This window comes from Paenibacillus kobensis NBRC 15729 (assembly GCF_004000825.1).
In the GTDB taxonomy this organism is placed as follows: Bacteria; Bacillota; Bacilli; order Paenibacillales; family Paenibacillaceae; genus Paenibacillus_T; species Paenibacillus_T kobensis.
This window is the reverse complement of sequence record NZ_BILZ01000030.1, coordinates 1-15,414: the sequence shown is the minus strand read 5'-3', so window position 1 is coordinate 15,414 and position 15,414 is coordinate 1. Positions and strand designations below refer to the sequence as shown.

Sequence of the window (15,414 nt, the reverse complement as noted above, 5' to 3'; positions counted from 1 at the left end):
TACCGAAGGAGAATGTCATGAGTGGGTATATCTTCCGAAGATCCTTGCTCGCGATACCGCTGCTGCTCGTCATCTCTTTTCTAACGTTCGTTCTAAACGCGCTATCCCCGATGGACCCTGCCGAACTCGTGCTGCATGCGCAAGGCGTTCCCCGGATAACGGATGAGCTGATAACGGCAACAAGAACGGCACTTGGTATGGATCAACCGTTCCTTATCCGCTATTTAGATTGGTTATTCTCGTGTCTTCAGCTAGACTTCGGCAACTCCTATGTCACCGGCAAACCGGTATGGTCCATGCTTGGGCCGGCCTTCTTGAATACGCTTGAGCTCACGATCCTTTCGGTAGTGGCCGTTATCGCTGCTTCGATTGGATTAGGCATTGTTTGCGCGTTAACGGAGGGGAGATGGCTGGACAAATCGATCAGAGGAGCAGCGTTTGTCTTGACTTCCATGCCTTCCTACTTGCTGGCAGCCTTGCTGGTCTGGTACTTCTCCGTAAAACTCGATTGGCTTCCGACAACCGGCAAGGAAACGGTCCAAAGTTATATTTTACCTGTTAGCGTCATCACGATTAGCTATGCCGGGCACTATTTTCGTATTGTCAGAAGCGCAATGCTTATGAACCTGAATGAAGATTATGTGCTATTCGGAAGAGCATGCGGGCTGCCTGAAAGCCGAATTACGATCCGCCTGCTGAGAAATTCCTTGCAGGTAGCCGTCTCTGTTTTCTGCATGGCTATTCCAATCATTCTGGGGAGCACGGTCGTTATCGAGAATTTATTCGCTTGGCCCGGACTCGGCATGCTGAGCGTCAAATCGATTCTAAGCCGAGACTTTCCAATTATTCAAGCGTACGTGCTGGTACTGGCGGCTGCATTTGTTGTGGTCAATACGTTCTCCGATATCATCAATGCGCTGATAAATCCTAAATTAAGGGAAAATGATCTATGAAACGGATAGGCTCTCTTCTTCAAGATAGGCTTGCTTTATTGTCTCTCTTCATCATTACTAGCACATTGCTGGCAGGGATATTCGCGCCATGGATTGCGCCTAACGATCCGGAAGAGGTTCATATGGAGCTGAGATTTGCTTCTGCCTCTTGGGAATATCTGCTGGGCAACGATCATTTGGGCCGGTGCGTTCTGTCCCGATTAATATACGGAATCCGTCCCAGTGTATTAGGGGTGCTGGCCGTGCTAGCCATTTCAGTAGGGATAGGAACAGCGATCGGGTTTATAGCGGGATATTTCAAAGGGAAACTTGATGCCTTACTCATGAGGATTTGCGATATTATGCTTTCATTCCCCGGCTATGTCATGACTCTGGGGATTATTGGGATTCTGGGCGTGGGACTCCAACATATTCTTCTCGCCTTCGTACTCATGAAGTGGTCATGGTTCGCCCGCATCATCCGTACTTCTGTTATGCAATATGCCGATGCGGAATACGTGAAGTTCTCCAAAACGCTGGGAATCGGAAGCTTACGGATTATATGGAAACATATCGTACCTGTCACGGTTCCGGTCATTGCTGTTACGTCCAGCAGCGCATTCAGCTCCATGGTCCTGCAATTGTCGGGCTACTCTTTTCTTGGTTTAGGCGTTCAGGCTCCACACGCGGAGTGGGGGATGATGTTGAATGAGGCAAGGGAAGTCATGTTCTCGAGACCGGAATTACTGCTGGCACCAGGGATAACCACTATCCTATTCGTATCGGCCGTCCATTTTTTTACCGATGCGCTTCAAGTTGCCTTGGATCCTAAATTAGGGTCTTCCGGAAGGAAGAAGCAAAGAAAAGGACGATTCCAAACGGCTAATTTGCAGGGAAGTGAGGTGGCTTGATATGAGTCTTTTGCAAGTATCGGATCTGCGAATTTGGGATGGCATTACGGGAAACGTATTCGTCCCGAATAGCTCGTTTGAGCTGAAGCCGGGAAGCTGTTTGGCGATCGTCGGCGAAAGCGGAAGCGGAAAGTCTCTTACATGCAGAGCCATTATGAAGTTGAACAAAAGGACGATCCGCCAATCCGGGGACATTTTATTGAAAGGAATCCGTTTAGATCAGCTTTCCGAGAAAGAAATAGGGAGAAGAAGGGGAAAGCAGCTATACCTGATTCTGCAAAATGGAATGAGGGCCTTCGATCCGACAAGCGCAATCGGTATTCACTTGCGGGAAACGCTGGTTCACCATTATGGCTGGAGCCGCAGCGAAATCGTCGATAAGATGAAGCAGGCTATGCTGATGGTAAGATTGAAAGATCCGGTTGAGATCATGAACAAGTATCCTCATCAGCTATCAGGAGGAATGCTTCAACGAATCATGATTGCATTGGCTATAGTATTGGAGCCCGATATTATTATTGCGGATGAACCTACCTCGGCGCTGGATACGGTCTCCAAATACGAGGTAATGGAACAGTTTGTCCGATTGCGGGAGAATATGGGGTGCTCTATGATTTTTGTTTCTCATGATTTAGGAATCGTCAGAAAGCTGGCCGATGAGGTGCTTGTGATGAGAAACGGCAGCATTGTAGAGCGCGGGGATGCGTCGGTCTTGTTCTCGGAAGCCGAGCATGAGTATACGCGGTTTCTGGTCTCCTCGCATACAGCGCTTAACGAGCATTTCAAGAGGGTTACAGGAGGGCCTGTCTATGTTAATCGTTGACCGTGTCGATAAGTCCTATAGAAAAGGAGGTTTCTTCTCGCGGGAGAGACAGCAGGTCCTAAAAAACATCAGCTTTCACTACGAACAAGGAGAATGCTTGGGCATCATTGGGGAGAGCGGGTGCGGTAAATCGACGCTGGGAAGATTACTATTGGGAATTGAGAAGCCCGAGAGTGGATCGATCTTGTTAAAGGGAAAGAAGGCAGGAGGGAACCGCGCTGGAAGTGGGTCGATCAGCGCCGTATTCCAGGACTATACCTCTTCGATTAATCCTTATTTTACCGTTGAACAGGCTATTATGGAATCCCTCGGCATTGGTAGGGATAGAAGCAGCCGAAGAGATAATCATGCCAAAGTCGACCGCCTATTGAAACATGTGGGGTTGGATCCGCATTGCCGCACGAAGTATCCGCACGAGTTGTCTGGTGGTCAAATCCAGAGAGTGTGTATTGCGAGGGCTGTCGCAACGGAAGCGCCATGTATTTTATTGGATGAAGCCATAAGCTCTCTGGATAGCTCCGTTCAAATGCAAGTACTGGAATTGCTGAAGAGGCTGAAGGAAATCGATAAACTAGGCTACATTTTTATTACGCATGATATCCAAGCAGCCGCATTCATTTGCGATAGAATCATGATCATGAGAAACGGCCAAATCGAAGAAATCGTCAGCACTACTCAATTAATGGACGTTCAATCCCCATATGCAAAGAAGATGCTGCAGATGGTTATTAGCTAACGGAAGCAGGGAAGGAGCAGTTGCCTTGAAAGGTGCTTTGTCATGGCCATTTCTGCGTTTATATGGATTAACGATTTTATACTTTAGCGCGAATTCGATTTTAAACGTTCTTATTCCGTTAAAGGGAGATTCCATTGGAGCAACCAATACCGAAATTGGGTTCATAATGGGTGCGTATCTATTTACTACGATGTTTTTCCGGCCGTGGGCGGGTCATATTATTAGGCAAAAGGGGCCAGTCCAGGTGCTGCGGGCTATTATTGTGATTAACGGATTAGCGCTTCTCCTCTATACGTTTACGGGTCTAGAGGGTTATCTCGTAGCTCGTGTGCTGCAGGGGGCTTGTACGGCCTTCTTCTCTATGGCACTTCAGCTTGGCATAATCGATGCATTGCCCGAAGAGGTGCGGTCGCAAGGCGTATCTATGTATTCTCTGTGTGCTTCCATTCCGAATGTTATCGGTCCCTTACTGGCGGTCGGAATATGGCAGTCCGGAGCAATGGCCCCTTTTACGTGGACTATTGCATTCATTGTCATTCTAACAGGGGTTGCCGGTTTCAGCATTCGAATCAGCGACTCCGGGGCATCTGACCCCAAATCGGCGGGACAGAGAGGAGCCATCTACCAATCCTTCAGCAACCTGTACCGCAACCCTTATCTATTCAGATGCAGCATCATCATGTTCATCGCATCTATCGTATTTGGAGCGGTTACCACCTTCATTCCTTTGTATGCGCCTACTATTCCTAACGGCAGTGCGGCTGCCTTCCTCACGATACAAGCCGGTACCATTGTCGCTGCCCGATTCTTCCTGCGGAAAAAGATTCCTTCCGACGGCAAATGGCATTCCGGGTTTGTTATGACCATCATGCTCCTGACAGCCGCCTCGGCGCTTGGTGTATGCTTAAGCAGCTCTTTCCGTGGCGGTGCAATCCTGTTTTATCCTAGCGCTGGATTAATGGGAATCTCTCAAGCGCTGCTCTATCCCACGTTAACCACTTATTTGTCCTTCGTACTTCCGCAGACAAGCCGCAATGTGCTTTTGGGTTTATTTATCGCGACGGCGGATTTGGGAGTTTCCCTGGGCAGCGCCGCAATGGGACCGTTGGCGGATTTGACTTCGTATTCCGTTATGTATTTGATGTGTGCAATTCTTGGTTCCTTCGTGACAGCTTTCTCCTATGACCGTCGGGGCAAATGGTCGAGTGCGGCAGCTTTGGATAATTAACAAGTATTAATAGAGTTACTGCTTGCAAAACATTAGAAGCAGCATAAATGCCTTTGCAATAGCAGCGCAAATGCAAACAGAAGAACATAACATTGAAAGCCGCATATAATGCGGTTTTTTGTTTTATGCTATCAAGTTCCTGACAATATGAAATGACAATAGCTTTATAACATTCCCGTTTAATTATTTCGTATAGCGTGAAGCTGTTACTCGACATCTACAGGATGCTGTATGCTGTCATCACGGTAATCGAAATATAATTGACCATTGCTTCCACGCACAGAGTAAAATACATCTTCGGCCCTCTTATTGCGCAATTTAAGCTCATGCTGCAACCAACTGTGAGAGAGTTGATTGGCATCCAAATTTCCGTACAGAATATGTCCGTCCATAATAAGTTCTATCGGGAATTGTGGGGGGGCGCTTCCCTTCAGCTTTAAATCCTGCAAGGTTGTATTTCGGTATTGTTCTTTCTTCATGACTGACAACTTACCATTAATTTCTAGAATGGCGTATTCCACTTCATTAATATCAAAAATATCTTTCTGCCGAAGCAATTGGTTCAGCGTATCTAAGGTCATATTATTTTTCTTCATGTTGCCCTCTAGAATTTTACCGCCTTCCATCAGGACGGAGGGGGTGCCCTCCGTCCACATGCGCATTTTACGATATCGCACGAGCAGCTTGGACAGAAACAATGAGGTCAACGTAAATACGGACAATGAAATCATCAAGTGTGTGACTTGGATTTTCTCGTTGAAAGCGAAGTTCGCACCAATGGCTCCCAGGATGACAGCCGTAATAAATTCAAGGAAATTCATGTTGGACAACGTTTGTTTGCCTAAGAGTCTGGTAATACACAAGAGAATAAGAAACGCGGAGATGCTTCGAATTAGGATGATACAATGTTCAATCATTTGCATCGGCACTCCAATCGTTCGGATGCTATTGTCGGGAGACGGTTTTAGGTTTATAGGCTCCGCTTGATAATTTATTTAGGTCCTCGATGTTGAATCTATGGATTATTTCATACCCTTGATTCATCCCTTTAGGTTTAAGAATGACAGCCCCGAGGTTTGGAATTTCACCAAGAGCAACATTTGGTGGAAACGTGTGGGCGACAATGACGGAATTTGTACCGAGAGCGGGAGGCGTTTCGAAAATTTTAGTTAACTCCCTTACGATCTGTTGCTTCTTATCAGCCGGATAATCTTCGATTTTCAATTTTTCGATAGAAGCTAGAACTGGATTCACGACAATGTTTTGATTGCCGAATATGATTCCGGCCGTTTCCCTTGCCCGACAATAAGGGCTAGAGATAATCGGGTATTGAATTGGAATCTGCTTCTTTGAAAATAGGGCTTCAACTGCTCTTGCTTGTTCTCGGCCATTGTCGCTTAAGTTTCTCTGCGTGCTGCAATTGTTGAAGTTAAGATCAGGCAGATCTTGTCCGACCGTGGCCTCTCCATGCCTCAAATAGATTATATACCCGCCTTTTTTAAGTTCGTCGAATGGGGACAAGCCGTTTCCTGACTGAAGTTGACTTGCATCGCTTTCAGTTGTGGCAAATAGGAAGACGACGACATGAATAAGAAACGCAACCATTAACTTAGGGTACAAGGCTACCACTTTCCTTTCGTTAATATCTTTCGCCCTACCCATTATTTCGCAGTAAGGTAAAAAGTATTCCGAAAGTACTGGATGTGCGTCCGCAGTAGAATCCATTTTGGACTCGGTTGCTCTTCCTTGAAATCTCGCTTCGGCAGGTTCTCAGCGACACGGAAACGAAAAGGAGCAAGCCAATGGCTTTGCTCCTTTTCTGCTAGATCGTAAATTTACAATTTAAATACCCATTACCACAACCGGCTACACTTTTTTTACAAACTCGGACTTCAATTTCATCGCTCCGAAACCATCGATTTTGCAATCAATATCATGATCGCCCTCGACGAGGCGGATGTTTTTTACCTTTGTACCCATTTTTAGAACGGAGGAGCTCCCTTTGACCTTAAGATCTTTGATTACGGTCACCGTGTCGCCATCATTTAACACATTCCCATTGGAATCTTTGATAATCTTATGATCTTCGCCATTCGCAGCTTCCGATTCTGTAGACCATTCATGACTGCACTCCGGGCAAATAAACATTCTTCCATCTTCGTACGTATACTCCGAGTTACACTGAGGACAATTCGGGAAATCCGACATTATTCATTCTCTCCTTCATTCAATTCAAGTTGCGCAGGTGCTTGAGTTACTCAGCAGGTATTCGCGCAGTTCTTGTTGGAAATGATGAAACGGACTCGATAGAACTTTAATATTTCTTTCGATTCGGCTTCGCTTTCTAGGATCATTCTTGCAATGATTCAATTGGTCAATGTTTTTATCTATCTTATCCCGCAGCGTTATAATGAATCCTATCGCTATGCGTTGTGCTGCTAGCTCCTGCAGATCGTTCGCTAAAGCTTCGCTAAGACGCCGAATATTAGGTATGCGCAACGGTTTCTTCACATTAAAAAGCTCGGGCGTGCGATCTTCACGAAAACCTTGCCCTGGAACCTGTCTCCAGAAGCCTTCCCATTCCTGCAGGTGGCCTGATGCATAAAATAGATATTTCAGAAACCCGCATAGCCATGCCGTACAGCTTGTATTGCGGTTGGTACATCCCACTCGATCCACAAGAAAGGAACACCCGCTGCAACAGGAGCCCCCATTCTTAATACAGATGCTGCAGATCAAATCGGATCCAGCCTCATTCAAAGCATCAACGCCAATCTGGATAACGGCCTGTCTGCTCATATACTCTACGCTAGAGGTCGATTCGTCAATGGACTGCGAATGGCGCTGTGATTGGTCAATAGAAGTAGTGCCTGGCATTCGCTACCCATCCTTCAGTTAAAAATCAAATATTCAAAAGTTTGAATGTAATAAACATTATAATGCGGATACGTCCAAATAACAATTGATGCGCCGGGCTTTTTCCTCCAAGAAGTATGATTTGAAATATGCTATTATATTCATACATTCAAAAGTTCAGGAGTTAAGGAGCATGTGCGATGAATCAGCATCACAATATTCATCAGTTTAAAGCTGAATTTTTTAAAGCATTAGCTCATCCCATGAGAATTCGAATACTTGAGGTTCTAAGCGAAGGCGATAGGAATGTTAACGAATTACAAAGCATCTTAGGCTCGGAAGGCTCTGCCGTTTCTCAGCAGCTGGCTGTACTGCGTAATAAAAATGTAGTGAGCGGCATCAAAGATGGCACATCCGTGATCTATTCACTGCGAGATCCGCTGATTAAGGAATTGCTGGCTGTCGCCAAGCAGATCTTCGACAATCATCTCGTCGACGCTATTTCACTGCTTGAGGTCATTCGAAATGAGTAATGATCCATAAAACAAGGGGATCCATGAGCAATATTAAGGATCACCTTGTTTTATTTCTTTTACCCTGCCATTTCGGGGAAACCGCTTGAATTTTAACGTTTGACTTTGTTTCCATGCAGAGGTACATTTTCTATATATTCAAATAATCAAATATATAAGAATAGAAGGTACTTAGATGAAATGGACGGGAAGATATAAAGAATATCATGCGGCCGCCTTTCGCAAGGATCTCATCTCGGGACTAATCGTTGGCATTATCGCCATTCCGTTAGGGATGGCGTTTGCTATTGCGTCTGGAGTCAAGCCCGAGTACGGCATCTATACAACCATCATTGCCGGTATCCTCATTTCTTTGTTCGGGGGCTCCCGATATCAAATTGGCGGGCCGACTGGTGCCTTTATCCCTATTCTTTTCGCAATCGTCTTGCAGTATGGCTACGAAAATTTATTAATTGCCGGTTTCCTGGCAGGGATTATTCTTGTTCTCATGGGCTTATTCAAGTTAGGCGCATGGATTAAGTTTATTCCTCGTCCTGTAACCGTCGGCTTTACGGCCGGGATCGCTGTCATTATATTCAGCGGTCAAATCGCTAATTTTTTAGGACTAAGCCATATTCAGAAGCATGAAAACTTTATTCCTAACATGATTGAAATTATGGTGCATCTGGCTACCATCAATTTCTACAGTGTCATTACTGCGGGAATTTGTTTGGCGGTTATCCTGCTTTCCCCACGATTGCTGCCTAAGATCCCTAGCTCATTATTGGGCCTCCTCGCGTCAAGTGTTGCAGCAGCCTTGTTCTTCCAAGGACATGTAGCGACGATTGGTTCTTCATTCGGAGCGATCCCGAGCTCGTTGCCGCATTTTCATTTCCTCTCTATATCCTGGGATCGAATCATTACCTTGATTCAACCGGCATTTATTATTGCTATGTTAGGCGGTATAGAATCCTTGTTATCGGCTGTTGTGGCCGATGGTATGACCGGTACTCGCCATAACAGCAATCGCGAACTAATTGGGCAAGGCATCGCGAACATCGTGACGCCTCTCTTCGGAGGAATCCCGGCGACTGGGGCCATTGCACGAACAGCAACGAACATTAAGAATAGGGCGGTGTCGCCGCTCTCCGGCATCATACATGGTGTTGTCGTGCTTCTCGTACTCATTTTGTTTGCTCCATACGCTTCTAATATCCCGCTTGCCAGTATGGCTCCCATTCTTATGATGGTTGCGTGGAACATGAGCGAGCGCAAACAATTTGCACATATTCTGAGAACGGGAACAAGCGATTCTATCGTGCTGTTGGTCACCTTCTTGCTAACCGTACTTACGAATTTAACAACGGCTGTTGAAGTCGGATTAATCGTGTCCCTCCTTCTGTTTGTAAGGGGGATGAGCGGTTTATTGAGGGTAGCTAAGGTTCTGCCCGACTTGACCGACAAACATGAGAAAGAAAAAGCGCACGCGGTAAGTGACGGTCATGATTGTCCTCCAATCAGCATTGTTACCCTTGAAGGACCGTTGTTCTTTGGCACTGCCAATATTTTAGAAGAGTTCATGATGGACACGGTCCGTCTCAAACCCCAAATATTGCTTTTGCGTATGTCGAAAGTACTCTACGTAGATACGACGGGCGAGTCTAAGCTAGCCCGCTTGGTCAAAGAATTTGCGAAAGCAGGCGGTAGCGTCCTTATATCGGAAATTCCGCCACAGTCTTTGGAAGTATTCAAGAAAACCGGGTTGTATCTGCTGATCGGCAAGGAGCATTTTTTCGAACATGCAGATGAGGCAGTGGATTACGCCATGACTCGCATCGAGCATGATAAATGAAGGGGATAACGCGGGGTCGGGATAAAGTCATTTCTAAAGATCAATCGCAGCTATAAAGTAGAAGAAGCTGTCCTATATGGAAAGTCATTCAACACATTAAACATATACATTCAAACATAACAAATGCTGCAGGCAATGCTGTTCGGGCTGTTCCGAAGTCTATGACTTGGGACAGCCCTGTTTTTTTTGACTATCAGAGCCATGCTAGCTCAATCGGAGAACGCTATTGCGTTGAAGCTTTCGATTCCAATCCGTATGGAATCGATGGTGCTGAATAGGAACAAGGTGTATACGAGTTCGTTGGATGGAGGGTAAGGGACGTTGTAATCAGAGGCATTGATCGTGACCACTTGCACGGGTGAGACGGTGTTGCCAGTACCGTAAAGGGCAAGAGCAACCTCATGATCGGACGTGCTTGTCCCTCTGACAATGGCTAGCCCAATGACCGTATCGCTCGCTAGCGGCATGGGAAGCAGTAGCTCGGCAATTCCCGTAAATTGCACGCGAATCGTTCCGCTTGCTCCGGTTGCGTTCAATCCCACAACCCCGATAGACGTCGGTGTATTCGCTAGTAATGTAATCGTTGACCCGAGGTTGGCGAAACTTATATTTTGGGATGTTCTAGCATCCAGTAATCGTGTCATAAGCAAATTCCTCCTTTGACATGACATGTCTCATTGTATGAGGACAAGCAGGGATGGCTTGTGCTTATGCTGATTTCGCAGCGGAAATTGTAAAATGTACTCGATGTTGCTTGACTAACTTTGCTGTTCTGTATATTATCTCCCTAATGTTGAAGCGTTGGAGGAGAGCTTTATGGTACGCATGCGCTTGAAACAACTTCATCATCACAAGCGGCGTTAGCACATTCCTTGATCGATAGAGGGATGGGTTAACGCTATTCGCGCTTCCCATCCTGCGATATACAGCGCGCAGGACCGAGGGTCCGGCGCGTTTTTTAATTTGCGAAGCAAAGATTTAAATAAGGGAGGAATAAGGGCAATGGCGATTGTAACGGATTCAAAAGGCAATATTCTATTAGACTTCATACGTCTTGAAGAGAAGCGGGTGGACGCGGCTGCTCTTGATGCACCGCTCACCCACTCGCTAATCGTGGTGGAGTACGAGGGGAAGCATCTTCTTCTGTTCAACAAATGGCGGAACAATTGGGAGCTGCCCGGCGGGGTGATCGAGCAAGGTGAAACGGCTAGAGAGTGTGCTATTCGCGAGCTGTTGGAGGAAACCAATCAGATTGCGCATGAAGTCGAATTCAAAGGGCTAATGAAATTCAGGCTTCAGCCGAGCTTCCACGGACCAGAAAGAACGGAGTACGGGGCGCTATTCTCATGCCGGCTGAAGGAGTTGCACGATTTTATCGAGAATGAAGAGGCAAGGTCGATTGTTCTATGGGACGGCGCTTCCGATATTGGCCCTATTGCGGAGATCGATAGGAAGTTAATCGAGTTCGGATAAATGGAAATTTGCGCACAGTTGAATTCCCTCCACAATGTGTATACAAATAGATACGAGAACAGCTCGTGTTGACAAGTATCGACTAAAAAAAGGAGTTGGCACGCTATGACGCAGAAGCAGCAACCTCAAGTACAAGCCGACCACGGCATTCCGCTATTAGACACTAGCCATATTCACCGGAAAACCATCGACATCACCTATGGTTCGCAATCGGAAGCTCAGAAGCTGGACATTTACTTGCCGGAAAGCGGAGAAGGTCCCTTCCCGGTCATCCTTGCGATTCATGGCGGTGCGTTCAAATTGGGCGACAAGGCGGATGTCCAGCTGAGGCCGATGCTCGAAGGGTTGAAGCGGGGGTATGCGGTTGTCTCCGTCAATTACCGTTTAAGCGGCGAAGCGACGTTTCCCGCCCAGATTCATGATGTGAAGGCGGCGATCCGGTGGGTCAAAGCGAATGCCGGACACTATCAATTGAACAACGAGCGGATTGCACTATGGGGCGGTTCGGCGGGAGGACATTTATCTTCGCTAGCGGGTACTTCGGCGTATGCTAAGGAGCTTGAAGATTTAAGTATGGGCAATGCCGAATATGCGAGCAATGTTCAAGCGGTCGTGGATTGGTATGGCCCGACGAACTTCCTGACGATGGACGAATTGTTCGAGCAGAGCGAAGTCGCCGGATTGGAACGACACCATGCTGATGATTCCCCGGAATCGCTTCTTATGGGGCGTCCTATTGCAGAAGTGCCGGACCAGGTCCACGCCGCCAATCCGGAGACGTACATTTCGCAGCAATCTCCGCCTTTCTTTATTCAGCATGGGACGAAGGACCCGCTCATTCCGGTTCAGCAATCGGTTATTATGTATCACAAGCTAGCGGCTGCGATTGGACCTGAGCGCGTACGATTGGAATTGCTCGATGGAGCGGGCCACGGAGGCCTGGAGTTTGAAACAGAAGCGAATGTCGGCCGAGTGCTGGACTTTTTGGATTTGTACCTGAAGTGAAATACTGCGATGCCAGCGGCATCGCATATCAGGAACTATGACGAAGGAACTGTCTCAAAAGTATGCAAGCTCGCTAGAGGAATAGCTCATATGCATGAAAATGAGTCCCAAATGTTGAAAATGGTTGAGCAGAGGTGTTACTTCTGCTCAACCATTTTATTTTTTAAGCAAGTTATGCGCAAGCGAAGCCAGCCGACCTCAAGGCTCACTTTCCTTTGATCCTCTTCAAGTTCTGCCGCATCATTGGCTGCGAACAGCGTCTGAGCTTGCTCTTGCAGCTGGGCTTTATTCGTACTTTCATTTTACCGAAGGGCAGTTTCTGTCTTGTTTATATTTTGAAAAATTACTGTCCAGCAACGGAGCAGACGAATGATTCTGAAGAAGCGTCAGCGTTCGCCTTGCTCGTCGGATTCCAACGTTAGCCTGTTTGTTCAGGGAATCCGTAAGAGCACAGCGATCGTAAGAACATTCGCCTGCGCAGTTGCCTTTCACAGTTTCATTTGAAACAAATGAAAGCTAGCCTCAGGAGCGGCGTATCAGGAAACGAAGTTCCTTCGCATGAGCCGCTGTTTGTGCTGAAGCCAATGATCATAACATCGCCTACACCTTGCGTAGGATTACCTCTTATTGGAGAGGGCGGTCCGTCACTATAATGAGTGTATTCGAAAGGAAAGGAGGCTCGCTGCTTACATCCATGATGAAGGAGGAGGATTTTATTTAGAGCACTTTAGAAAACGCTTACATTTTACATGGTGACCTGCACTCATTTGCAGCGGGAGTCCGCTTGAGCGGTGACTGAAGCAAGGGTTGTCATCCCGGCGGGTGATGTGCACGATGGTTGACAGGTCGTTTTCTATCGTTTCTAACTTGTCTATGCTTCTCCATCGAGAGAGGCTTTCACTTATATGAGGAGGTTAATAATGCGTAATAGAGCTATAGTATGGCTGCTTGCCTGTGCGCTCGTCATCCCGAGCTTCTTCTTCGGTGTCCAGTCGTCACCGTCGGCGGAAGCGGCAGGGGGAACCAATCTGGCAGCGGGCAAAACGGTTACGGCGAGCGGACAGTCGCAAACCTATGCACCAGGCAACGTAACCGACGGCAATCAGGCGACGTATTGGGAAAGCACGAACAACGCCTTCCCGCAGTGGGTTCAAGTCGATCTGGGATCATCCGCAAGCATCGATCAGCTCGTGCTGAAGCTGCCGACAGGCTGGGGGTCGCGCACGCAGACATTGGCTGTACAAGGCAGCACAGACGGTCAGTTGTTCTCGAACGTTGTCGGCTCTGCCAGTTATGTATTCAATCCATCGGTCGCGAATAATTCCGTCACGATCAATTTCTCAGCAGTCAACACGCGCTATGTTCGTTTGAATGTAACGGCTAACACCGGTTGGGCGGCAGCTCAATTCTCCGAGATCGAAATCTACGGCACGGGCAGTACGACGCCTTCGCAGACGCCGGCGGGCACGTATGAAGGCGAGTCCGCTGCGCTGTCTGGCGGGGCGAAGGTAAACAACGACCATACCGGATATTCCGGCACGGGCTTCGTCGACGGTTATTGGACGCAAGGAGCCTCGACGACGTTCACGGTCAACGTATCGGCAGCAGGCAATTACGATGCGACGCTGAAATATGCGAATGCCTCCGGCGGCGCGAAGACATTAAGCTTGTACGTTAATGGAGCGAAGGTTCGCCAGACGACGCTGCCGAGCTTGGCGAATTGGGATACATGGGGCACGAAGGCTGAAGTTATCGGCCTGAATGCGGGCAACAACACGATCGCCTACAAATACGAAATCACCGATTCCGGCAATATTAACATTGACAACGTGGCCATAGCGCCTTCGACCACTACACCTCCAGTCGATCCTCCGGTCGATCCGCCAGTCGATCCGCCGACAGGCACCAATATCGCCATCGGCAAATCGATCAGCGCAACCTCTTCTACTTTCACTTATGTCGCAACTAACGCTAACGACAACGACACGAGCACGTATTGGGAAGGCAGCGGTAATCCAAGCAGCCTGACTCTCGATCTTGGTTCGAACAATAACGTAACGTCGATCGTACTGAAGCTGAATCCGGCTTCGGCATGGAGCACGCGTACGCAGACGATCCAAGTGCTCGGCCATGATCAGAGCACGACGAACTTCAGCAGCCTCGTTGCGGCACAATCGTATACATTCAATCCGTCCTCCGGCAACTCGGTGACGATTCCGGTTACGGCAACGGTGAAGCGTCTGCAGCTTAACATCACGGCGAACTCCGGCGCGCCAGCCGGTCAGATCGCCGAATTCCAAGTGTATGGCACTCCGGGGGCCAACCCGGATTTGACGGTAACGGGCTTGTCCTGGACACCGGCCTCCCCAGTTGAAACAAGCGCCATTACCTTGAATGCAACGGTCAAAAATAACGGTACGCTCGTTTCCCCGGCTACGACGGTAAACTTCTACCTGAACAACGAGCTGGCGGGATCCGCGCCAGTCGGCGCACTGGCAGCAGGTGCTTCGACAGCTGTATCGCTGAATGCGGGAGCGAAGAACGCCGCGACCTATACGGTTACCGCTAAGGTTGACGAGACGAACGCGATCATCGAGCAGAACGAGAGCAACAATACGTTCAGCAGCACTTCTTCGCTGACGGTTACGCCGGTGCCGAGCTCCGACCTGATGGTTTCGGTCGTATCGAACCCAAGCAATCCGAGCGGCGGAACGTCGACTGCATTCACAGTCAATCTGACAAACCAAGGCAATATCGCTTCCGCGAGCGGAGCTCATCCGATTACGGTTGTGCTTAGAAATGCGGCCGGCGCTACGGTTCAGACGCTGTCCGGCACGTACAACGGCGCACTTGCGGCGGGCGATTCCGTCAATGTAGGCGTCGGATCGTGGACTGCAGCTAACGGCAGTTACTCGGTGACAACGAGCGTCGCTGTGGACGCCAACGAAATCGCAGCGAAGCAAGCGAACAATACGAGCACGACGAGCTTCTATGTCGGCCGCGGCGCGAACATGCCGTTCACGATTTTGGAAGCGGAGTCGGCTTCGAACGCAACGAACGGCACGAAGCTGGCGCCGAACTTCACG

15 protein-coding genes are annotated in these 15,414 nt (G+C 48.2%); 10 read left to right on the top strand and 5 right to left on the bottom strand.

Annotated features, from left to right (window positions below):
• Nucleotides 1–17 precede the first annotated feature (17 nt).
• The 5 genes from opp1B to cntE are packed head-to-tail and all read left to right on the top strand — an operon-like array spanning nt 18 to nt 4,630.
• Nucleotides 18–953 (top strand): nickel/cobalt ABC transporter permease, encoded by a 936-nt coding sequence (gene opp1B / locus PKO01S_RS17205; RefSeq protein ID WP_127532671.1) that lies wholly within the window; start codon nt 18–20, stop codon nt 951–953.
• Nucleotides 950–1,843, top strand: coding sequence for a staphylopine uptake ABC transporter permease subunit CntC (gene cntC, locus PKO01S_RS17200; protein ID WP_127532670.1), 894 nt, complete (start codon nt 950–952; stop codon nt 1,841–1,843). The genes opp1B and cntC overlap by 4 nt, the downstream gene beginning before the upstream one ends.
• Nucleotides 1,844–1,853: 10 nt before the next feature.
• The gene (gene cntD / locus PKO01S_RS17195) at nt 1,854–2,666 is read left to right on the top strand and encodes a staphylopine uptake ABC transporter ATP-binding protein CntD (protein ID WP_407669664.1); all 813 of its coding nucleotides are present in this window, start codon (nt 1,854–1,856) and stop codon (nt 2,664–2,666) included.
• Entirely contained in the window at nt 2,653–3,402 is a 750-nt protein-coding gene (locus PKO01S_RS17190; protein ID WP_127532668.1) for an ABC transporter ATP-binding protein, read from the top strand. The genes cntD and PKO01S_RS17190 overlap by 14 nt, the downstream gene beginning before the upstream one ends.
• Nucleotides 3,403–3,427: 25 nt before the next feature.
• Nucleotides 3,428–4,630, top strand: coding sequence for a staphylopine family metallophore export MFS transporter CntE (gene cntE / locus PKO01S_RS17185; protein ID WP_127532667.1), 1,203 nt, complete (start codon nt 3,428–3,430; stop codon nt 4,628–4,630).
• 206 nt (nt 4,631–4,836) lie between these two features.
• On the opposite strand, the gene PKO01S_RS17180 is transcribed toward cntE, so the two are convergent.
• The 4 genes from PKO01S_RS17180 to PKO01S_RS17165 form a co-directional block, all read right to left on the bottom strand.
• Nucleotides 4,837–5,547: a DUF421 domain-containing protein gene (locus PKO01S_RS17180; protein WP_127532715.1), complete on the bottom strand. Its 711-nt coding sequence runs from the start codon at nt 5,545–5,547 to the stop codon at nt 4,837–4,839.
• Nucleotides 5,548–5,575: 28 nt separating this feature from the next.
• Nucleotides 5,576–6,355, bottom strand: a complete 780-nt coding sequence (locus PKO01S_RS17175) for a histidine phosphatase family protein (RefSeq protein WP_246070611.1) — start codon at nt 6,353–6,355, stop codon at nt 5,576–5,578.
• 141 nt (nt 6,356–6,496) lie between these two features.
• Nucleotides 6,497–6,838, bottom strand: a complete 342-nt coding sequence (locus PKO01S_RS17170; RefSeq protein ID WP_127532666.1) for a zinc ribbon domain-containing protein YjdM — start codon at nt 6,836–6,838, stop codon at nt 6,497–6,499.
• A gap of 24 nt (nt 6,839–6,862) precedes the next feature.
• Entirely contained in the window at nt 6,863–7,507 is a 645-nt protein-coding gene (locus PKO01S_RS17165; RefSeq protein WP_127532665.1) for a hypothetical protein, read from the bottom strand.
• Nucleotides 7,508–7,686: 179 nt separating this feature from the next.
• Between PKO01S_RS17165 and PKO01S_RS17160 the strand changes: the two genes are divergently transcribed.
• Together PKO01S_RS17160 and PKO01S_RS17155 are read left to right on the top strand one after the other, a co-directional pair.
• A complete protein-coding gene (locus PKO01S_RS17160; RefSeq protein WP_127532664.1) occupies nt 7,687–8,019 on the top strand; it encodes an ArsR/SmtB family transcription factor in 333 nt (110 codons plus the stop codon).
• 175 nt (nt 8,020–8,194) lie between these two features.
• Nucleotides 8,195–9,850, top strand: coding sequence for a SulP family inorganic anion transporter (locus PKO01S_RS17155; RefSeq protein WP_127532663.1), 1,656 nt, complete (start codon nt 8,195–8,197; stop codon nt 9,848–9,850).
• Between the two features lie 209 nt (nt 9,851–10,059).
• Here PKO01S_RS17155 and PKO01S_RS17150 read toward each other — a convergent pair whose 3' ends face one another.
• On the bottom strand, nt 10,060–10,494 hold the full coding sequence (locus PKO01S_RS17150) for a type 2 periplasmic-binding domain-containing protein (protein ID WP_127532662.1): 435 nt from the start codon (nt 10,492–10,494) through the stop codon (nt 10,060–10,062).
• A gap of 358 nt (nt 10,495–10,852) precedes the next feature.
• On the opposite strand from PKO01S_RS17150, the gene PKO01S_RS17145 reads away from it, so the two are divergent.
• From PKO01S_RS17145 to PKO01S_RS17135, 3 genes are all read left to right on the top strand, one after another.
• Nucleotides 10,853–11,323 carry an NUDIX domain-containing protein gene (locus PKO01S_RS17145; RefSeq protein ID WP_127532661.1) on the top strand — a complete coding sequence of 157 codons (471 nt, stop codon included), beginning with the start codon at nt 10,853–10,855 and terminating at the stop codon, nt 11,321–11,323.
• Between the two features lie 105 nt (nt 11,324–11,428).
• The gene (locus PKO01S_RS17140; RefSeq protein ID WP_127532660.1) at nt 11,429–12,328 is read left to right on the top strand and encodes an alpha/beta hydrolase; all 900 of its coding nucleotides are present in this window, start codon (nt 11,429–11,431) and stop codon (nt 12,326–12,328) included.
• A 920-nt stretch (nt 12,329–13,248) separates the two neighbouring features.
• Nucleotides 13,249–15,414: discoidin domain-containing protein (locus tag PKO01S_RS17135; protein WP_174818586.1), on the top strand; the 2,166-nt coding region annotated here is incomplete at its 3' end.